Origin of the sequence: Pseudomonas lalkuanensis, assembly GCF_008807375.1 — a bacterium.
GTDB lineage: Bacteria > Pseudomonadota > Gammaproteobacteria > Pseudomonadales > Pseudomonadaceae > Metapseudomonas > Metapseudomonas lalkuanensis.
The window spans coordinates 2,663,266-2,680,772 of sequence record NZ_CP043311.1 but is presented as its reverse complement, the minus strand read 5'-3'; the positions used below and the strand labels follow the sequence as shown (position 1 = coordinate 2,680,772).

22 protein-coding genes are annotated in these 17,507 nt (G+C 65.4%); 8 read left to right on the top strand and 14 right to left on the bottom strand.

The features are described from left to right. Positions 1-223 precede the first annotated feature (223 nt). The 10 genes from FXN65_RS12590 to FXN65_RS12545 all read right to left on the bottom strand — a co-directional run bounded on the left by FXN65_RS12590 (position 224) and on the right by FXN65_RS12545 (position 7,492). Positions 224-1,066: an IclR family transcriptional regulator domain-containing protein gene (locus FXN65_RS12590; RefSeq protein WP_151133526.1), complete on the bottom strand. Its 843-nt coding sequence runs from the start codon at positions 1,064-1,066 to the stop codon at positions 224-226. A gap of 335 nt (positions 1,067-1,401) precedes the next feature. Further along, complete coding sequence (locus tag FXN65_RS12585; RefSeq protein ID WP_151133525.1) at positions 1,402-2,034, bottom strand: malonic semialdehyde reductase; 633 nt, start codon at positions 2,032-2,034, stop codon at positions 1,402-1,404. A gap of 144 nt (positions 2,035-2,178) precedes the next feature. Then, complete coding sequence (locus FXN65_RS12580; RefSeq protein WP_151133524.1) at positions 2,179-3,108, bottom strand: AEC family transporter; 930 nt, start codon at positions 3,106-3,108, stop codon at positions 2,179-2,181. A 14-nt stretch (positions 3,109-3,122) separates the two neighbouring features. Further along, a complete protein-coding gene (zapE, locus tag FXN65_RS12575; protein WP_151133523.1) occupies positions 3,123-4,223 on the bottom strand; it encodes a cell division protein ZapE in 1,101 nt (366 codons plus the stop codon). Further along, positions 4,213-4,818: a protocatechuate 3,4-dioxygenase subunit alpha gene (pcaG, locus tag FXN65_RS12570; protein WP_151133522.1), complete on the bottom strand. Its 606-nt coding sequence runs from the start codon at positions 4,816-4,818 to the stop codon at positions 4,213-4,215. The genes zapE and pcaG overlap by 11 nt, the downstream gene beginning before the upstream one ends. A 12-nt stretch (positions 4,819-4,830) precedes the next feature. Next, positions 4,831-5,550: a protocatechuate 3,4-dioxygenase subunit beta gene (gene pcaH / locus FXN65_RS12565; RefSeq protein WP_151133521.1), complete on the bottom strand. Its 720-nt coding sequence runs from the start codon at positions 5,548-5,550 to the stop codon at positions 4,831-4,833. Between the two features lie 113 nt (positions 5,551-5,663). Next, on the bottom strand, positions 5,664-6,593 hold the full coding sequence (gene pcaQ, locus FXN65_RS12560; protein ID WP_151133520.1) for a pca operon transcription factor PcaQ: 930 nt from the start codon (positions 6,591-6,593) through the stop codon (positions 5,664-5,666). A gap of 117 nt (positions 6,594-6,710) precedes the next feature. Beyond that, positions 6,711-6,983 (bottom strand): Rho-binding antiterminator, encoded by a 273-nt coding sequence (locus tag FXN65_RS12555; protein WP_151133519.1) that lies wholly within the window; start codon positions 6,981-6,983, stop codon positions 6,711-6,713. 10 nt (positions 6,984-6,993) lie between these two features. Beyond that, on the bottom strand, positions 6,994-7,248 hold the full coding sequence (locus FXN65_RS12550; RefSeq protein ID WP_151133518.1) for a DUF2024 family protein: 255 nt from the start codon (positions 7,246-7,248) through the stop codon (positions 6,994-6,996). 13 nt (positions 7,249-7,261) lie between these two features. Then, complete coding sequence (locus tag FXN65_RS12545; protein WP_151133517.1) at positions 7,262-7,492, bottom strand: thioredoxin family protein; 231 nt, start codon at positions 7,490-7,492, stop codon at positions 7,262-7,264. A 106-nt stretch (positions 7,493-7,598) separates the two neighbouring features. Here FXN65_RS12545 and FXN65_RS12540 point away from each other — a divergent pair, with 106 nt between their 5' ends. Further along, positions 7,599-8,168: a MarR family winged helix-turn-helix transcriptional regulator gene (locus FXN65_RS12540; protein ID WP_226281993.1), complete on the top strand. Its 570-nt coding sequence runs from the start codon at positions 7,599-7,601 to the stop codon at positions 8,166-8,168. On the opposite strand, the gene FXN65_RS12535 is transcribed toward FXN65_RS12540, so the two are convergent. Further along, complete coding sequence (locus FXN65_RS12535) at positions 8,169-8,486, bottom strand: DUF7709 family protein (RefSeq protein ID WP_151133515.1); 318 nt, start codon at positions 8,484-8,486, stop codon at positions 8,169-8,171. A gap of 96 nt (positions 8,487-8,582) precedes the next feature. Further along, positions 8,583-8,843: a hypothetical protein gene (locus FXN65_RS12530; RefSeq protein ID WP_151133514.1), complete on the bottom strand. Its 261-nt coding sequence runs from the start codon at positions 8,841-8,843 to the stop codon at positions 8,583-8,585. Positions 8,844-9,108: 265 nt separating this feature from the next. Here FXN65_RS12530 and FXN65_RS12525 point away from each other — a divergent pair, with 265 nt between their 5' ends. Then, positions 9,109-9,543, top strand: a complete 435-nt coding sequence (locus FXN65_RS12525; protein WP_151133513.1) for a carboxymuconolactone decarboxylase family protein — start codon at positions 9,109-9,111, stop codon at positions 9,541-9,543. A gap of 144 nt (positions 9,544-9,687) precedes the next feature. Next, complete coding sequence (gene pdxR, locus FXN65_RS12520; protein WP_151133512.1) at positions 9,688-11,121, top strand: MocR-like pyridoxine biosynthesis transcription factor PdxR; 1,434 nt, start codon at positions 9,688-9,690, stop codon at positions 11,119-11,121. A gap of 289 nt (positions 11,122-11,410) precedes the next feature. Here pdxR and FXN65_RS12515 read toward each other — a convergent pair whose 3' ends face one another. Then, entirely contained in the window at positions 11,411-12,790 is a 1,380-nt protein-coding gene (locus FXN65_RS12515; RefSeq protein ID WP_151133511.1) for an aldehyde dehydrogenase family protein, read from the bottom strand. Positions 12,791-12,961: 171 nt separating this feature from the next. Next, positions 12,962-13,468 carry a hypothetical protein gene (locus FXN65_RS12510; RefSeq protein ID WP_178119317.1) on the bottom strand — a complete coding sequence of 169 codons (507 nt, stop codon included), beginning with the start codon at positions 13,466-13,468 and terminating at the stop codon, positions 12,962-12,964. A 1,064-nt stretch (positions 13,469-14,532) separates the two neighbouring features. Between FXN65_RS12510 and FXN65_RS12505 the strand changes: the two genes are divergently transcribed. The 5 genes from FXN65_RS12505 to FXN65_RS12485 all read left to right on the top strand — a co-directional run bounded on the left by FXN65_RS12505 (position 14,533) and on the right by FXN65_RS12485 (position 17,460). Beyond that, positions 14,533-14,748, top strand: a complete 216-nt coding sequence (locus tag FXN65_RS12505) for a hypothetical protein (RefSeq protein WP_151133510.1) — start codon at positions 14,533-14,535, stop codon at positions 14,746-14,748. A gap of 227 nt (positions 14,749-14,975) precedes the next feature. Beyond that, positions 14,976-15,287, top strand: a complete 312-nt coding sequence (locus tag FXN65_RS12500; RefSeq protein ID WP_151133509.1) for a BufA1 family periplasmic bufferin-type metallophore — start codon at positions 14,976-14,978, stop codon at positions 15,285-15,287. Between the two features lie 24 nt (positions 15,288-15,311). Next, entirely contained in the window at positions 15,312-16,181 is an 870-nt protein-coding gene (gene bufB, locus FXN65_RS12495; protein ID WP_151133508.1) for an MNIO family bufferin maturase, read from the top strand. Further along, positions 16,178-16,954 carry an HvfC/BufC N-terminal domain-containing protein gene (locus FXN65_RS12490; RefSeq protein ID WP_151133507.1) on the top strand — a complete coding sequence of 259 codons (777 nt, stop codon included), beginning with the start codon at positions 16,178-16,180 and terminating at the stop codon, positions 16,952-16,954. The genes bufB and FXN65_RS12490 overlap by 4 nt, the downstream gene beginning before the upstream one ends. After that, on the top strand, positions 16,951-17,460 hold the full coding sequence (locus FXN65_RS12485) for a DoxX family protein (RefSeq protein ID WP_151133506.1): 510 nt from the start codon (positions 16,951-16,953) through the stop codon (positions 17,458-17,460). The genes FXN65_RS12490 and FXN65_RS12485 overlap by 4 nt, the downstream gene beginning before the upstream one ends. Positions 17,461-17,507: the final 47 nt, after the last annotated feature.

Sequence of the window (17,507 nt, the reverse complement as noted above, 5' to 3'; positions counted from 1 at the left end):
GTCTCCGGCAATACAGGCTACGACCGGAACGGACTCTCATTGTTGTTATTGGCCGCGCTGGCTGGTAGCGCGGCTGTGCAGACCTTACGAAGAGCGGCCTGGCGGTTCAATTCGATAATCGGCAAAGCGTTCGGTATTCGAACGCATCCTGCAGGCGCTGCGGTTGCTGTTCTTCTGTGGGGGCGAATTCATTCGCCCCCACAGGAAAAGCGCCACCGTCCCCTCAATGAAACAACCGTGTACTCAGGTCCTTGCTCGCCTCCAGCAGCGCCGGCAGGAAACGGGTTTCCAGTTCCTGGCGGCTGATGCGGCCAACGTGGGTGCCCACGTTCAACGCCGCCAGCACCTGGCCGGCGGAATCCCGCACCGGAACCGCCACCGAACGCAGGCCCATTTCCAGTTCCTGGTCGATAATCACCCAGCCCTGGCGGCGGATCTCCGCGATGCTCGCGCGCAGCCCTTCTGCGGTGTGCACGGTGCGGCTGGTCTTCACCTGGAGGTCGGCGTGTTCGAGGTAGTCGTCCAGCGCGGCGTCATCCAGGGCGGCGAGCAGGATGCGGCCCATGGAGGTGCAGTAGGCCGGGAGACGGCTGCCGACACTGAGGTCCACGGAGATCAACCGGTTGGGCGTGGCCGAACGGGCGATGTAGAGAATCTCGTCCCCTTCCAGAGTGGCCATGGAGCAGGCTTCGTGGAGCTGGTCGCTGAGGCGGTCGAGGATCGGCTGGGCGGTAACCGCCAGCGGGGTCGAAGACAGGTAGGCGTGACCCAGGGTCAGAACCTTTGGCAGCAGCGAGTAGGTGCGCCCGTCGGTGGTCACGTAGCCCAGCTTCATCAGCGTATGCAGGCAGCGGCGCACGGCGGCACGGGGGATTTCGGTACGGTGGCTGATCTGGGCGATGGTCAGGTGGCGCTTGCGCTCCTGGAAAGCATGGATCACCGCCAGGCCCCGGGCCAGGGAAGTCATGAAGTTGGGGTCACCGGTGAAGGCTTCGATGCGCTTGGCCGGCGAGGCGATGATTGGCGGGGCAAGGGGCGGCAGCGGAGAGCGTAGTTCGTCGGTCATTCTTGTTGTCCTTGGTGAATCGCAGACACGGCAGGTGCGGCCGATTATCGAACCAAAGTTCGATAATCGCAATTGACCCTGACGCCCCCGGCTCTTACTTTTGCCCCGCCACGCGGCGCCCCGGTTTGATCAGGTACCTCGGCGCCAGGCAACGGCTCCGCTCAAGAGGCAGAGTCGCCATCTCCCCACCGCGGCAAACGCCAACACCCCGGCGTGCCATGTGGGGGCGAATTCGTTCGCAAATGGCAGCGCAGCTGCCTCCTTCAAACCCGAAGGGCAGACCTGCGGTCTGCTTAGCGATTGAAATCGCCCCCACAACTCCTGGGGCCCGCGCCCTACAACAGCTTGCACACCTCGTCGAAGTCCAGGCGCGGCCCGCGCGCATGCAGCTTCGACGGATCGCCATAGCCCAGGTTGACGAGGAAGCTGGACTTCACCTGGCTATCCGGGAAGTGCTCCAGCTGGAAGGCATCCGCGCGCCCGTCAGCAGGGAAGAATTCATGGTCGACCAGGGCATTGTCGAACCCCGACATCGGCCCGCAATCCAACCCGACCGCCCGCGCTGCCAGCATGAAATAGGCCCCCTGCAACGAGCTGTTGCGCCGCGCGGTGAGTCCGGCCAGTTCAGGCGTATTGGCGAACCAGGCGCGCGCATTGGTGTGGGGGAAAAGTTTGGGCAGTTGCTCATAGAACTTCAGGTCGTAGGCGATGATGGCAGTGACTGGAGCCGCCATGGTCTTGTCGACGTTGCCAGGCGCCAGTGCGGGCAACAGGCGGTGCTTGGCCTCGGGGGTACGCAGGAAAAGGATCCGCGCCGGACAGCAGTTGGCGCTGGTGGGGCCCCATTTCATGAGGTCGTACAGTTCGCGCAACGTGTCGTCGCTAACCGGTTTGTCCAGCCAGGCACTGTAGGTACGTGCCTGGCGGAACAGCAGGTCCATGCCTTCTTCGTTCAATCGCTTGCTCATCGCTGCCTCCTCTTGCCAGGGTGGCCGCACGCTCGTGCGGATGACCTGGAGAGGATAGTCAGTGGCGGGGGCCGCTTGCGGGGGCGAATTCACTTGCCAAGGTTCGCCAAGCCACTCCAAGGGACCTCAAGGGCAGGCCTCACCTCAGGTCAGCAAACCGATGAACAGGCTGATGCTGACGAAGGCAAGCACGGTGCACACCACCAGTGCCGCCGCGCAGCGACCCTCCAGGCCGTAGCGCTGGCCGAGGATGGGGTAGATGCTCATCATCGGCGAGCAGGCGAAGAGCACGCCGGCTACCCGCAGCACCGGGTCCACCGGCGGCAGCAGCTGGAAGCAGAGCAGCACTGCCAGCGGGTGCAGGACCAGCTTGCCGATGCTGAGCTGGGCCACGTCCTTGACCAGGCCGCCGGCCCTGAGCCCGTTCAGGCTCGCGCCGATGACGAAGAGCGCCACCGGTGCCGAGGCCATCGCCAGCATCTCGACCACCTTGGCCGGCACGGCCGGCAGGCGAACCCCGAGCAGTGCCAGTGTCAGGCCGACGCTGATGGCGATGATCACCGGATTGCGCAGCAAACGCATGAAGGTGTCCAGCAGCGCCGCGCGCAACCCACCACCGTTCTGCCGGCCCAGTTCGGCAATGGCCAGTGCCAGCGGGATCATCAGCAGGTTCTCCACCATCATGCCCAGTGCCAGGGCCACCGCAGCGGGTGAACCCAGCACCATGGCGACGATGGGATAGCCAACGAAACCGCTGTTGGATACCGACATGCCCAGGCCACTCAGGGCACTGCCGCTGAGGCTGTCCCTGCGCACCAGGCGAGCGAACAGGAAGCCGCCCCAGAACATCAGCTGGGAGCCGATGCCGTAGGCCAGCAGATAGGTGGCGTCGAACACCTCGTCCAGCGGCTTTTCCAGCAGTGCGCGGATCACCAGCGCCGGCAGGGCAAAGGTGATGACGAATTTTCCGAGCCCCAGCACCTGCTCGGGGCTGACCAGCCGCCCACGGGCGGACAGGTAGCCAATACCGATCAGGATGAAGATGGGCGCGGTAATACCAAGTATCTGAAGCATTCTGGGCTCGTCGGTCAGTCGCTTCCCTGCCCTGGCTGGACCGGTTCCAGCTGTTGCAACCGGCTGCGGGTACGGGAGAAGTCCATATGGGGTTTGCCCCGGCACAAGTCGTCGAGGCTGGCCTCGCTGGCCAGCAGCAGGCGGATGCCGGCGTCGTAGGCGATGTCGATCAAGTTGACGAAGCGCTGTTGCACGTCGATGGCTTCCTCGCCCAGGCAAGGCACGCCGCTGATGGCGAGCCGCCCGAAGCGCTGGCTGAGCCAGAGGAAGTCGGCACTGGAATGTGGTCGTCGGCACAGTTCGTCGAAGTCAAGCCAGGCACGCTCTCCTTCCATCGCCCGCACACGCAGGGGATGGTGATTGACGGCGACCTCCACGTCGCGCGTGGCAGCCGGCGTCAGTCCCAGTTGCCGGTCGACCCAGCCATCGGTGAAGCCCGACAGAGGCCAGCAATAACTGCCCCAGGCTTCCAGCACTCCGCGGCGCTGGCGGTAGTCCTCGCCGCCATCGAGGTTGAGCACCTCGAAGCGTTTCTCGATCAGGGCGATGGCCGGCTTGAAGCGTTCGCGGTAGAGCGGATTCGGACAGAGCCCATCCGGGTGGTAGTTGGAGGTGCAGACCAGGCCCACGCCCTCCTCCACCAGCACCTTGAGCAGGCGCCCGAGGAGCACGGCGTCACCGATGTCGTGAACGTGGAACTCGTCGAAGCACAGCAGCCGCGTTTCTTCGGCCAGCGCCCGGGCGGCCAGGGCCAGCGGGTCGGGTTGCCCGGCGAAGTTGCGCATGCGCCCCTGCAATTCCTGGAGGAAGGCATGGAAGTGCACGCGTCGCTTTGCGACGAGCGGCGCCGCGGCGAAAAAGGCGTCCATCACGAAGCTCTTGCCGCGCCCCACTCCACCCCAGAGGTAAAGCCCCGCGCGCGGACGGCGCAACCAGCCGGATTTTCCCGCCAGAAACGACTCCAGCCATTGGCCGAGACGGCCAATGGCTGTGCGTTGCGCCGCATCGGCCCGGTAACCCCTGGCCTCCAGCTGTGCGTCGAAGTGCCGTTCGATGCGCTGGCCAACGGGCTCGCTCAGCGCATCGAATGCGGGGTCCAGTTCCCTAGAAGTCAAAGAACACCGTTTCCCCTTCGCCCTGGATACGGATGTCGAAGCGATAGGCCAGCTTGCCACCCACCTCGCAGCGGCGCGCCACCAGGGTTTCGCGGCGTTGCGGCTGCTCGATCAGGTTGAGCACCGGGTCGGCGGCGTTGGCGGCGGCCTCGTCGTCGAAATAGATACGCGTCTGCAGGTGGATGTTGATGCCACGGGCGAACAGCGACACGTTGATATGCGGCGCCATGGCCACGCCCGCGGCGTTCTTAACCACGCCCGGCTTGATGGTCTGCAGGGTCCACTCGCCGGCATCGAAGGTGGTGGCGGTGCGGCCGAAGCTGTTGAACGGCTTCTCCAGGTCGAAGGCGGTGTCGTAGACGCCTTCGTGGTTGGCCTGCCAGAACTCCAGGAAGGAGTCGCGCACCAGGTGGCCATTGCCGTCATGGACATTGCCCAGCAGCAGGATGTGCTGGCCGGGGGCGTCGGCCTTGGCCATCTGGTTCCAGATTTCCTGGCTGCGGGTCGGATTGCCGGCCGCTTCCAGGGCCAGGCCGATGTGCACGTAGGGGCCGGCGGTCTGCGAGGGGGTTTCCGGCAGCAGTTCGATAGGCATGCGCGTATCTCCTCAGCGGTTTTCGAAGTGGGTCTTGCGCTGGCCGCGCAGGACGATGTCGAAGCGGTACGCCAGGCAATCCATGGGATTGGCGTTGCTCATGTCGAGCTTGGCGATCAGCGTCTGAACCGCGTCGGGATTGGCGATGCTCTTGACGATGGGGCACATCGGGATGAGCGGGTCACCTTCGAAATACAGCTGGGTGATCAGGCGGGTGGCGATGGACGGCCCGCTGATGGAGAAATGGATGTGCGCCGGGCGCCAGTCGTTCGGGCCGTTGCGCCAGGGGTAAGGGCCCGGCTTGATGGTGCGGAAGATGTAGCGGCCTTCGCTGTCGGTCAGGACACGGCCGACACCACCGAAGTTCGGGTCGAGCGGCGCCAGGTAGCGGTCGTTCTTGTGGCGGTAGCGGCCGCCGGCGTTGGCCTGCCACATTTCCACCAGGGTGTGGGGAACCGGCTTGCCGTACTGGTCCATGACGCGGCCGGAAACGATGATGCGCTCGCCGATGGGCAGCCCGCCGTTGTTGAAGTTGAGCAGCAGGTCGTTGTCGTGCTCGCCCATCTTCAGGTGGGAGAAATCGGGGCCGCTGGTCTCGGAGACGGACTGCGGAATGCTCACCAGCGCCTGGCGCGGGGAACGGGCAATGGACGTCTTGTAGTCGGGGGTCAGGGCCTTGGGGTGCCAGTTTCGATCACGAATGACGAAGCGGCTGTTTTCCGCATCGGACATCACGGATTCCTCTTTCTTGGATTTGTGGAACGGCGGGGGGCCGTGGGGCGCAGTTTCATCCAGCGGAGGTCGGCGGAAAATTGAAATCCTTCCGCCCATCCATAACCATATGGTTATGTAAGACGCCCCTCGCGATAATCCAGCGCCGCCTCGCGCAGCGTCTCCACCGCCCACTGCGCCGCCAGGGAAAGCGGCAGTGATGCATTGCTGCAGATCCCCACCGAACCGCCGGGCTCCTTGAAGCCCAGGTCCAGTTCCACCAGTTCGCCGGCGGCCAGGTCCAGGCGCACCGCGTCCAGGGGCGCAATCCAGACGGCTTCGCCGCTCTGCACGTAGCGCCGGCTCAGGGCCAGCGACAGGGTTTCAAGACGCTGGCGCGGCGGGCTGATGCCGCTCTGCACGAAGAATCCGTCGGCATGCTTGCGAATGCTGGTTCCAGCCAGTGGCAACACCAGGGGGAAGCCCTCCAGGGAGCGGCGGTCGGCGCCCTCCTCCAGCAACGGATGGCCAGCGCGCACCACCAGGGTCATGGATTCGCTGTACAGGTGCTCGAAGGTCAGGCCGTGGATTTCCGGGTTGTCGGTCATGCGTCCGACCACCAGGTCCAACTCGCCTACCCGCAGTTGCGACAACAGGTAGGCACCGGGTCCCGTCAGCACGCTGACCACCAGCGAGGGGTGGTGTTGATGCAGGCGCCGCACCATTTCCGGCACCAGCAGGCCTTCCACGGTGGAGAGCACCCCGAGCCGCACGGTGCCGGCGGCGTATTCGCCTTCGCGCAGGCTGTTGACCCCGTCGCGCAAGGCCTGCACGCAGGGGCCTGCGTAGCGCATGAAGGCCAGCCCCGCCTCGGTCAGGCTGGCACCGCTCTTGCTGCGGTCGAACAGGCTGGCGTCGAGGATTTCCTCCAGTTCCTTGAGGGTCTTGGAGATAGCCGGCTGGCTCACCGCCAACTGGTCGGCAGCGCGGGCCAGGCTGCCCTGGCGCGCCACTTCGAGGAAGCACAGCAGGTGGCGGAATTTGATGCGGGTATCGATGTTCAACGGCGGGTCCTGTGGCGGCTGGCCTGCGAAGGCTAGCTCAAGGACGGGCCCGGGAGCCATTCGTGGGAGCGAATTCAATCGCGATTGAAATCGCTCCCACATGGATCGGCCCCGCGCTCAGACCGCACAGACCTTTCCCGCCAACTCCACCCGGCCGAAACGCGCGCCGGCCTCCAGCGGGGTGATCGCCAGCAGGCGGTCCATGCGCACGGAGCAAGGGCCATCCTCCACCTCCAGCACGAAGAACTCCTCCTTCTCCGCGCTGGTGTGGGTGGTCAGCGCCCGAGCCTCGAATCCACCGCCGTCCACCAGTTCCACCTTCACCAGGTAGCGATACAGGCAAGCGATTTCCAGCAGGTCGTGCAGGTCGCAATCCAGCGGCTGATACATGGCGTCCTCCTCAGCAGCCTTGCAGCGGAAGGATGGAGTAACCCTGCCGCCCGATGGCCTCGGCCACCTGCGGGCTGGCGATCTCGCTATGGCAGAACAGGCACTCGCTGGCAGCGATGTCGGCGTCCTGCACACCCCGGCTGGCCAGCCATTCGGCGGCGTACTGGCTGGCCTGGGCCTTGTCGCCGGCGCTGGTAAGCACGTCGAAGTGCAGGTAGCGGCCATCGCGGGTACGGACATGGGTATCGAAGACTTTTACCTGCATGTCGACGCCCTCCTCACTTCAGGTCGGCGATGGCGGCGCCGAAGTTGATGTGCAGCACCTGGCCATCCACCACCAGGGCGGGAACCGACTGGACACCGGCGGCTTCCGCCTCGGCGACACGGGCGGGCACATCGCCCAGGTGCACCACTTCCACCTTTACCTCCGGCGCAAGCAGGTCGAGCAGGGTCTGTTCAGCGGAAACGCATACCGGGCAGCCGGCGTGATAGAAACGAGCGGTAGTCATGTTCAGGTCTCCAGAGTATTTAGTATCGATTCGATACGTTAATCAGATTACCCGTGACCACCCCTTTGTCAACATAGTTTTTACTCGATACTATCTACCGAAGGAGGTGAACATGACCGACCTATTCGACCTGTTCGAACGACTCACCAGCCTGATGCGCATCTGGCACCGAGAGCACCCGCTGCTGGCGGACCTGCAGCCTGTGCAGCTCAGTGCCCTGGAGTACCTGGCACGCTGCAACCACTACTCGGACACGCCGCTGGCGGTGACCGAGTACCTGGGGCTGACCAAGGGAACGGTGTCGCAATCGCTGAAGGCCCTGGAAGCCAAGGGCCTGATCGAGAAGCGTCAGGACCAGCAGGACAAGCGCAGCGTGCACCTGGAGCTGACCCCGGCCGCGCGCGAACTGCTGGCCGCAGTCACGCCCCCGGGGTTCCTGGCGAACGCGGTAGTGGAAATGGGACCGGATGCCGTGGAGCTGGAGCGGTTGCTGGCCGGGTTGCTGCGCACCGTGCAACGTCAGGTGGATGTCCCCGGCTTTGGTCTGTGCAAGACCTGCCGCTTCCACCAGCAGCGGGATGGTGGGCCGTTCTGCGGGCTGACCCGGGAACCCCTGGCCCGCCCGTCCATCGAACTCATTTGCCGCGAACACCAGCCCCGCGAGGAAGCGGCCTGATCAGGCGCCCTGATCGTCGAGGTACTGCCGCGCCTTGAGCCCCACGAAGCGGCGACCGGGGTTGTCCCCGGCGGCCCACTCTTGCGGACTGAACAGCTCGAACAGGCCCACCTTCACCAGGGTCGGCACGGCCAATTCCAGTTCGCGCTCCACCTCACCCCGCTCGCCGTCGTTGTAACGCCTGACGTTCTGCAGCATCGCCGCCACCGTGCCGGTCTGTACGCGGCTGCCATCCTTGAGGGTCACGGCTGGCAGGTGCTCGCCCGCGGCCAGGATACGGCCATTGATCCGGGCGAGGTCGGGGTTGGAATCGCTCATGGAAATTGCTCCTTGCAGGTTGTCCGCGCAGGCATCGCGCTCCTCCAACATGGGGGCGCGATGGCGACAGACAAGGGCCTCCCTGCCCTGCGGTGCTCAGGCGCTCTTCTGGAAGAGCTCGCGGCCTTCGTCCAGGTACTGGTCCACCAGCCACTTGCCGTGGGCGATGGATGCGTGCTGGGCCTTGTCCAGTTCCGAAAGGAAGGCGTACCTCACCGGCAACGCAATCCGGCGGGTGGTCTCGCCCTCAGGGGAGGTGATGTGGCAGCCGGCGGCCCAGGGCGTGGGGATGCCCGGATGCTCATAGACGTCGGCGACAATCACATGGTTGCGGTGAACGCATTGCAGGGTGCTCATGGGGTCTACCTCTTTGTTGAAGGCCCGCAGCCACGGGGTCGGCCGGCCCGGCGGGCGTGGGTGGATGTTCAACTGAAGGTCGGCGCATGCCTTGCCTTGCTCACTTCCGGATATAGCACAGGAGGTTTTCCGCGCCGTTGCACCTGACCAAGGGTCGTCCGATTGGCCTGCCGAGTTTCGCCCGAATTGGCTATTCGGCCGGGACCGACTGCCAGATAACTTACGTCCATCCCCCGCGTCCCGCGGGCTACTCTGGAGAACCGAGATGAGCGCACGAATCGAATGGGCCAAGCAGGCTCCCGATGCCTACAAGGCGATGGTCGGTCTGGAACAGGCCCTGGCCAAATCCGGTCTGGAAACCTCCCTGCTCGAACTGATCCGCCTGCGCGCCTCGCAGATCAACGGCTGCGCCTACTGCATCAACATGCACGCCAATGACGCCCGCAGGGCCGGCGAGACCGAGGCACGTTTGCAGACCCTGAGCGTCTGGCATGACACCCGTTTCTTCAGCGAGCGCGAACAAGCCGTCCTGGCCTGGACGGAAAGCCTGACCCTGCTGCCCGAGCGCCATGCCCCGCAAGACCAGTACGAGCGCCTGCGCGAGCATTTCAGCGAAACCGAAATCGTCAACCTGACCCTGGCCATCGCCACCATCAATGCCTGGAACCGCTTCGGCGTGGGCTTCGCCATGATCCCCTGACGTCCCCTGCCTCACTGAAAATGGGCCGCATCGAGCGGCCCTTTTCATTCTCATGGCGCGCCCGTGAAGCATTCGGCGCGCGTTTCGCGTTATCACTTCGAGGGATTGCGGTATTTTTCTGCCATTCCCCCGACGGAGCCATGCATGGAACTGCACATTGTCATCCAGGGCAGCAAGGACCTGTCCGGGCAGTTGTACCGGCAATTGCGCGAGGCCATCGAATCCGGGCGTCTCAAGGCTGGCACCCGGCTGCCGCCGAGCCGCCTGCTGGCCGAGCAACTGGGCATCTCGCGCAAGACGGTGGCGGACACCTATGCCCTGCTCACCTACGACAACCTGCTCACCGGCAAGGTGGGCTCGGGCACCTTCGTCAACGCCCAGGCCGTCGGCCAGTGCCGCAAGCAGGGCCACGAGTCGCTGGCCAGTGCAGCGATCATCTCCAAATGGCACAACATCTCCACCTCCCTGGGCCATCCGTCCATGGACGCGATATTGCGCTACGACTTCATTGGCGGCGCCACCACCCGCAACCAGTTTCCCCAGGATGACTGGCGCCGCTGCGCCCAGCACGCCCTGCGCCAGACCGCGAAATCCCGCGGGCTCTACAGCCAGCCCGCCGGCCTGCCCGCGCTGCGTGACGCCATCGCCCGGCATGTGGCGTTTTCCCGTGGGGTGCACTGCAACGTCGAAGACGTGCTGGTCTGCCACGGTGCCCAGCAGGCCCTGGACTTGCTCGCCCGCGTGCTGGTGGAACCCGGCTGCAGCGTGGCGGTGGAAGATCCCGGCTACCCGCCGGCGCGGCAGAGCTTCGCTGCCCAGGGTGCCGAGGTGATCGGCGTACCGGTGGATGCGGAAGGCATCTGCGTCGACGCCATACCGGAGCACGTGCGGCTGATCTACGTGACCCCCTCGCACCAGTTCCCCCTCGGCATGCCCATGAGCCAGGCACGGCGCGTGGCACTGCTGGAGAAGGCCCTGCGCATCGGTGCGGTGATCATCGAAGACGACTACGACTGCGAGTTCCGCTACGAAGGCAGGCCGAGCGAAACCCTGCAGAGCCTCGACAGCCAGGGCGCGGTGGCCTATGTCGGCACTTTCTCCAAGTCCCTGCAGCCGGAGTTGCGCCTGGGTTACTGCATCCTGCCGCCGGCGCTGGTCGAAGCCGTCACCGCCGCCAAGCAGCTCAGCGACTGGCACTGCTCCACCCTCACCCAGTGGACCCTGGCCAAGTTCATCGACGACGGCTGCCTGCAAAAACACATCCGCCGCTGCCATGCCATCTACGCCAGCCGGCGGGAGCGCATCCTCGATCGCTTCAATGGCGACCTGGCGCACTGGTTCGAACTGGTGCCCTCGGTGGCCGGCTTCCACCTCGCGGCCCAGGCCAGGCTGCCACTGGACATCCCGCTGCTGGTGGAGCTGGCGCGCAAGCTGGACGTGGGTCTCTACCCGCTGGCCGGATTCTCTTACCAGGTACCACCGCGCAACGGCCTGTTCCTCGGCTACGGCGCCATCGAAACCCTGGACCTCGACCCGGCGCTGGACCGGGTGCGGGATATCCTGGAGCAGATTGCGTAGGTTCCGGTTCTGGGCTGCTTTGTCGGCTTCTGTGGGAGCGATTTCAGTCTCGATGCAGGGCCCATTCGCGAATGAATTCGCGCCCACAAGCCAACATCCACGTTCGTAGAAAGTGGACTTGCCGTAGCCCCCTGGAAGGGCGCGAGTCCGTCCCTTGCCACAGGTCGATCTCTTCAGCTCGGTCCGGCCCCTACCCGATCGGCTTCGTCCTGACAGGTCGAGGTACGCGCAGGGCACAAAAGAAAAAGGGCTGAACACATCAGCCCCTTTCTTCATCCACCCCGGTCGATCAGCCGCGATCGCGCCAGATGGTCTGCACGTTGAGGAACTCGCGCAGGCCGAAGTGGGACAGTTCGCGGCCGTAACCGCTCTTCTTCACGCCGCCGATCGGCACACGCGGGTCGGAGGCGGTGAAGCCGTTGATGAACACCGCGCCGCTGACGATACGGCGGGCCAGTTTCTGCGCCTTGGCCGCGTCGGTGGTCCAGAGCGCGCCGCCCAGGCCGAACTCGCTGTCGTTGGCCAGCTCGACTGCATGCTCGGCATCGCGGGCGACGATGAGCGAAGCCACCGGGCCGAAGATTTCCTTGCGGAAGGCGGTCATGTCCGGGGTCACGTCCGCCAGCACGGTGGGCGCGTAGTAGTTGCCCTCGCCTTCCAGCTTGTGGCCGCCCAACAGCAGGGTCGCGCCTTCGGCCAGGGTGGCCTGGACCTGGCCATCGAGCTCGTCGCGCAGGTCGAAGCGGGCCATAGGGCCGACGAAGGTGGAATCAGCCTGCGGATCGCCGATCTGCAGCGCCTTGACCGCCGCCACGAAGCGCTCGGTGAAGGCTTCGGCGATGGGGGCTTCGAGGATGATGCGCTTGGCGGCGATACAGACCTGACCGGCGTTGTTGAAGCGGCTGGTGACGGCAGCCTTCACGGCCTGGTCCAGATCGGCATCGGCCAGCACGATGAAGGGGTCGGAACCGCCCAGTTCCAGTACGCACTTCTTCAGTGCGGCACCGGCCTGGGCGGCGATGGCAGCACCGGCGCCAACGCTACCGGTCACCGCCACCATGGCGATGCGCGGGTCGGCGATGGCCACCGAAACCAGCGGCGGCTCGACGTTGATCACCTCGAACACGCCTTCCGGCAGGCCGGCTTCGGCCCAGACGGAAGCCAGCAGACGGGCGCAGCCCATGACGTTTGGGGCGTGCTTGAGCACATAGCTGTTGCCACCGAAGATGATCGGTACAGCGCCGCGCATCACCTGCCACACCGGGAAGTTCCAGGGCATTACCGCCAGCACCGGGCCCAGCGGCAGGTAGGCAACCACAGCCTTGTCGTCTTCCACCAGGGTCGGTTCGTCCGCGACCATGGCCGGGCCGTGCTCGGCATACCACTCGCAGAGCTTGGCGCATTTCTCGATCTCGCCACGGGACTGGCTGATCGGCATGCCCATCTCGGTGGTGCTCATGCGCGCCATGGCCTCGGCGTTGGCGCGCAGGGCCTTGGCCATGCGCAGCAGCGCAGCACTGCGCTCCTCGACGCTGAACTGGCTCCACGCCGCGAAGCCACGCTGACTGGACGCCAGGCTGGCTTCCAGGGCGGCGGCATCCTGGTAGGGATAGCGGGCAATTTCTTCGCCGGTGGCGGGGTTGCGGGAGATGGCGGCAGGCGTAGTCATGCTGTCCTCGTTGTACGTGAAAGCCGGTCAGGGCTCGCGGTCAGTCGTGCGGCGAAATTAAGGCAGCGACCGATTCACGTAAAACGAATAATCGAGAAGAAATTCTTCACAAAAAGAGAAAGGCGATGCCCGCGACAATTGCCTGAGCGCAGGTCGAGCCACGCGCTGCGCTCAAGGGACCGACGCTGCACGGCACCCGGCCAGCGGTGCGCGCGGCGCACTCTCCTGGCAGCAACCTCGCGCCATGAGCCGCCCTCTTCCCGCGTGCCCACGCGTCAGGGGCCAGCGGCGGTGCTGCGCGTCGGGTGCTTCGGTGGTGACTACATACACGCGCTGTTCATGGCCGTGGCGCAGCAGCACGCATTGAAGCGACTTACCGTCTTCCACGTCGAACCAGCGGGGTTCGCCATCACGGCTCATCTCCATGAAGCGCTCCACCCGTGCCAGCACCGTGGCGGGGCTGTAGCGGTCCCAGCCGTCCGGCAGCGCATCGCCCCCCGGCAGCCAGCCGGTCGCCGGAAGCTCGCCATGCTCCTGGCTGCGGCGTCCCCAGGGAATCCACACCACGCCGCGCTGCGGATCATGGATGGGCAATGCCGCGTCACTGTCGGGGTAATTGATGAGTAGCCGGCTCCCTTCGGCGGTGTAAAGCCCACTGACTTCCACTGCATGACACATGACTGCCTCCCCTAGCCGAAGCAATTGTCATCGTTGCCAGTACCGCTGATTGAGGGCTGAGCGTTGGCGAATCTGTAGTTTTTATCCGGCCCCTGACGCCTGAGTTTCGTGACCAGGCAACAGCCGTCAAGGTGGCATCCCGGCTGCCTTGACAGGAGGGCAAGAGACGCGACGAAACGCAGAAGGCGGTTCGGGCGCCGTTACGCCCCGCAGCCGCGTGACGGCTCGGGCAAAGCGAGGCTTGTCGAAACTCCGGAACAATTTTCAAAGGCATCGGGTCCACCCTCATGATGAAGGTGCAACGCCATTATTTTGACCACCCCATCCTGGGAGGAAGTCCACCTTTCACCGCCACAAACCGTGGACGTGCCGCTCTATTCGAGACTCGAGCGATTTCACACGAAAGCTCGTTCCTGCCTGCTTCCATGAAGACACGAGCTGATCGCCATGGAACGTCCCGCCCCGGTGTTCAAGCCGGCCTACCCTCCGCCACCTTTATGGGGCTTCAGGGGTGACAGAGAGGTCACCGCGCCCGGTCCCGTGCGCGTAGGACACTACGGTCGCCCCATGGTCGTGCGCTTCCGAAATGAGCTGCCCCAGGATCACCAGGGATTCGGCTCAGCGGAAAACTCGGTACACCTGCACAACGGCCACACCGCCTCGGAGAGCGACGGCTTCCCCGCCGACTTCATCAGCCCGGTCAAGACCGGCCCCACCCTGGGAGGTCCGGGCAGTTCAAGGAACCGCACTACGGCACCATCTGCGCCGACGACGACGGGTTCCAGAACCGCCCCGGCCCTCGCGTGTTGAAGTTCGTCGTCGACCGGCAACCGCCCGAGCAGGACCTCAGCCAGGTGCCCGACAGGTTGCGGGAACTGCGTCCCCTCGCCCCGGAAGAGGTCTCGGCGGCACCCGCCGCCGGCCCTTCCAGACCAGGCACTCCGGACACAGGAGGTACACCATGAACACGCGACGCGTTCTACTCGGCGGCATGGGCATAGGCACTCCGGGCGGCGCCCTCTGGTTGGCCGTTCCGCACCGGCTCGCCTGACGACATCCGCCGAGTGCGCTTCAGCATGGGCTTCTACGACCCGGTGCCGGAAGTGGACGCCAACCTGGCCACACACACCAGCATGGTGCGCATCGGCAACGACGCCACCAGGCGCTGGACCATGGCGCCCGCGCTGTGCGATGCCGAGCGCATCATCATCACCACCATCAACCACGTGGACCGGCGGATGGTGGAAACGGCCTACCCGCATGATCGCAGGTCGAGCTAGCCAGCGATGACCAGCCGCCCCACACCGGCGCAAGGGGCCGGGGTGAGGGGCGGTAGCGTCGCCGGGCCGGCGTTCCCACCCAGGCGCGCAGAAAATTTTCTCGCCTCCTGTAACGCCGCCCGGATAGCCTTGTCTCCTGTTTCGAAGGCGATGCATCCAGCGGTATGAATCGCCACCTCTGGGCAACCAGCCCTACATTCGACCCACCAGAAACGGAGAGAACAACCATGAAAAACCCGACTGCCAGTGTCGTATCCGCAACCGGTCTCGCCCTTGCCCTGAGCACCGCCATCGGCCTGGCCATGGCCCCCGTAGGCGCACAGGCCGCCGACAACGAGAAATGCTTCGGCGTCGCCATGAAGGGCAAGAACGACTGCGCTGCCGGCGCCGGCACTTCCTGCGCGGGCACCCAGAAGATGGACTACCAGGGCAACTCCTGGAAATACGTCCCGAAAGGCACCTGCGAGAAGACCGCTTCCCCCACTTCGCCCACCGGCTACGGCCAGCTCCAGGCATTCAAGGAAGAGAAGAAGAGCTGACCGCCCCTGGCAGGAGCGCACGCCATGTCCCACTCCCCTCTGCCCCACGCTCCTGCCGGCCAGCTGCCGGCCCGGGCCGGCATCGGGCTCAAGTCCCGGCATCACCGGGACGTGCTCGATGCCCGTCCGGACCTCGGTTTCTTCGAAGTCCACGCCGAGAACTACATGGTGGAAGGCGGGCCCTTTCACCGCTACCTGGGCGAGATCCGCCAGGACTACCCGCTCTCCATCCACGGCGTCGGTCTGTCCATCGGCGCCGACCAGCCACTGGACATGGCCCACCTGGACCGCCTCGCCACGCTGCTCGGGCGCTACCAGCCGGAATCGTTTTCCGAGCACCTGGCCTGGTCCACCCATGGCGACTTCTTTCTCAACGACCTGCTGCCACTCGCCTATGACCGGCCCAGCCTGGAGCGGGTCTGCCGGCACATCGACCAGGTGCAGGACCATCTGCAGCGGCGAATGCTGCTGGAAAACCCGGCCACCTACCTGGAATTCGACAGCTCCAGCCTGGACGAGGCCGAGTTCATTTCCGAGGTGGTGAAGCGCACCGGCTGCGGCCTGCTGCTGGACCTGAACAACGCCCATGTGTCCTGCACCAATCACAATCGCGATGTCCGCGCCTACCTCAATGCCCTGCCCCTGCATGCAGTGGGCGAGATTCACCTGGCGGGCTTCGCCGAGGACCGCGATGCGGCCGGCGCGCGCCTGCTGATCGATCATCACGGGTCGCCCGTGGACGCCGCCGTCTGGGCCCTCTACGACGAGATGATCGGCCGCCTCGGCCCGCTGCCCACGCTGATCGAGCGGGACAACGACATCCCCGCGCTGGCAATGCTGGTGCGCGAAGCGCATCAGGCCGAACGGCGGCTGCGCCAGGAGCACGCGGCATGAACGCCGACAGCTTCGCCCATGCCCTGCTCGACCCCGAACAACCCTGCCCATCCGGCCTGCGGGCCTGGAACGGTTCCGACCCGGCGCAACGCTTCGCCGTGTACCGCAACAACGTGCTGGCTTCGCTGATCAACGCCCTGGCCGACACCTTCCCGGTGGTTCGGCAACTGGTGGGCGATGAATTCTTCAATGGCATGGCGCGCCTGCACGTGCAGGCGACACCGCCCCGCTCGCCGCTGCTGGCGTTCTACGGCGAGGATTTCCCGGCGTTCATCCGCGCCTTCCCGCCGGCCTCCGGCCTGCCCTATCTGGCAGACGTGGCGCGGCTGGAACTGGCACAGGTGCACGCCTACCACGCAGCCGACCTGCCGGCGCTGGACACGGCCCGTCTGGCCGCCGTCCTGTCCGACCCGGAATGCCTGCCCGGCATGCAGCTCCGGTTGCATCCCTCGGTGGCGGTGGTCTGCTCCGACCATGCCATCGCCTCCCTCTGGGCCGCCCACCAGGGGCTGCTGGACCTGGCCGAGGTGAATCCCGGCCAGGCCGAATGCGCGCTGGTACTGCGCAATGGCCTGGAGGTGGAAGTCAGCCGCATCGGCACGGGCACGGCGGCCTTCATCCAGGCCCTGGCGGCCGGTAACCCGCTGGGCGCTGCCGTGGGCACCGCACTGGCCATCGACGCCGGCTTCGACCCGGGCTCCACCCTCGCGCGCCTGCTGGCAGGCGGCGCGATCACGCGGTTCACCCTCCACAGCGGGAGTCAGATGCCATGAACGCCACCATCCAGATCCACTACAGCCATTTGCCGAAGAAACTGGTGTCCCAGGCCGTCGAGCTGTGCAAGCGGATCCCCTACAGCCTGGTGGCCTTCGTCGCGCGCTTTTCCATTGCCGCGATCTTCTGGAAATCCGGGCAGACCAAGGTGGAAGGCCTGGCCATCGACCTGGTGGACGGCACTTTCGTGCTGGGCATCCCGCACCTGTCGGACTCGGCCATTCCGCTGTTCACCGAGGAATACAAGCTGCCCTTCCTCTCGCCTGAACTGGCGGCCCATGCGGCAGCCTTCTCCGAGCACATCTTCCCGCTGTTGATCCTCATCGGCTTCGCCACCCGCTTTTCGGCCCTGGCCCTGCTGGGCATGACCCTGGTGATCCAGACTTTCATCTACCCCGACGCCTACCCCACCCACGGTGTCTGGGCCGCCAGCCTGTTGCTGCTGGTCAGCCAGGGGCCGGGGATGCTGTCCATCGACCACCTGATTGCCAGGCGGTACAGATAACGACAGGGATATTCCTTTGTGGGAGCGACTTCAGTCGAGAAAAGCAT

Coding starts and splice junctions, on each gene's coding strand:
- pdxR (WP_151133512.1), top strand. CDS start 9,688: ATGGAACTGCACATTGTCATCCAGGGCAGCAAGGACCTGTCCGGGCAG.
- FXN65_RS12530 (WP_151133514.1), bottom strand. CDS start 8,843: ATGAGCACCCTGCAATGCGTTCACCGCAACCATGTGATTGTCGCCGAC.
- FXN65_RS12555 (WP_151133519.1), bottom strand. CDS start 6,983: ATGTATCAGCCGCTGGATTGCGACCTGCACGACCTGCTGGAAATCGCT.
- FXN65_RS12525 (WP_151133513.1), top strand. CDS start 9,109: ATGAGCGCACGAATCGAATGGGCCAAGCAGGCTCCCGATGCCTACAAG.
- FXN65_RS12485 (WP_151133506.1), top strand. CDS start 16,951: ATGAACGCCACCATCCAGATCCACTACAGCCATTTGCCGAAGAAACTG.
- FXN65_RS12545 (WP_151133517.1), bottom strand. CDS start 7,492: ATGACTACCGCTCGTTTCTATCACGCCGGCTGCCCGGTATGCGTTTCC.
- pcaG (WP_151133522.1), bottom strand. CDS start 4,818: ATGCCTATCGAACTGCTGCCGGAAACCCCCTCGCAGACCGCCGGCCCC.
- FXN65_RS12510 (WP_178119317.1), bottom strand. CDS start 13,468: ATGTGTCATGCAGTGGAAGTCAGTGGGCTTTACACCGCCGAAGGGAGC.
- FXN65_RS12535 (WP_151133515.1), bottom strand. CDS start 8,486: ATGAGCGATTCCAACCCCGACCTCGCCCGGATCAATGGCCGTATCCTG.
- FXN65_RS12550 (WP_151133518.1), bottom strand. CDS start 7,248: ATGCAGGTAAAAGTCTTCGATACCCATGTCCGTACCCGCGATGGCCGC.
- pcaH (WP_151133521.1), bottom strand. CDS start 5,550: ATGTCCGATGCGGAAAACAGCCGCTTCGTCATTCGTGATCGAAACTGG.
- FXN65_RS12490 (WP_151133507.1), top strand. CDS start 16,178: ATGAACGCCGACAGCTTCGCCCATGCCCTGCTCGACCCCGAACAACCC.
- bufB (WP_151133508.1), top strand. CDS start 15,312: ATGTCCCACTCCCCTCTGCCCCACGCTCCTGCCGGCCAGCTGCCGGCC.
- FXN65_RS12580 (WP_151133524.1), bottom strand. CDS start 3,108: ATGCTTCAGATACTTGGTATTACCGCGCCCATCTTCATCCTGATCGGT.
- FXN65_RS12515 (WP_151133511.1), bottom strand. CDS start 12,790: ATGACTACGCCTGCCGCCATCTCCCGCAACCCCGCCACCGGCGAAGAA.
- FXN65_RS12585 (WP_151133525.1), bottom strand. CDS start 2,034: ATGAGCAAGCGATTGAACGAAGAAGGCATGGACCTGCTGTTCCGCCAG.
- FXN65_RS12500 (WP_151133509.1), top strand. CDS start 14,976: ATGAAAAACCCGACTGCCAGTGTCGTATCCGCAACCGGTCTCGCCCTT.
- FXN65_RS12590 (WP_151133526.1), bottom strand. CDS start 1,066: ATGACCGACGAACTACGCTCTCCGCTGCCGCCCCTTGCCCCGCCAATC.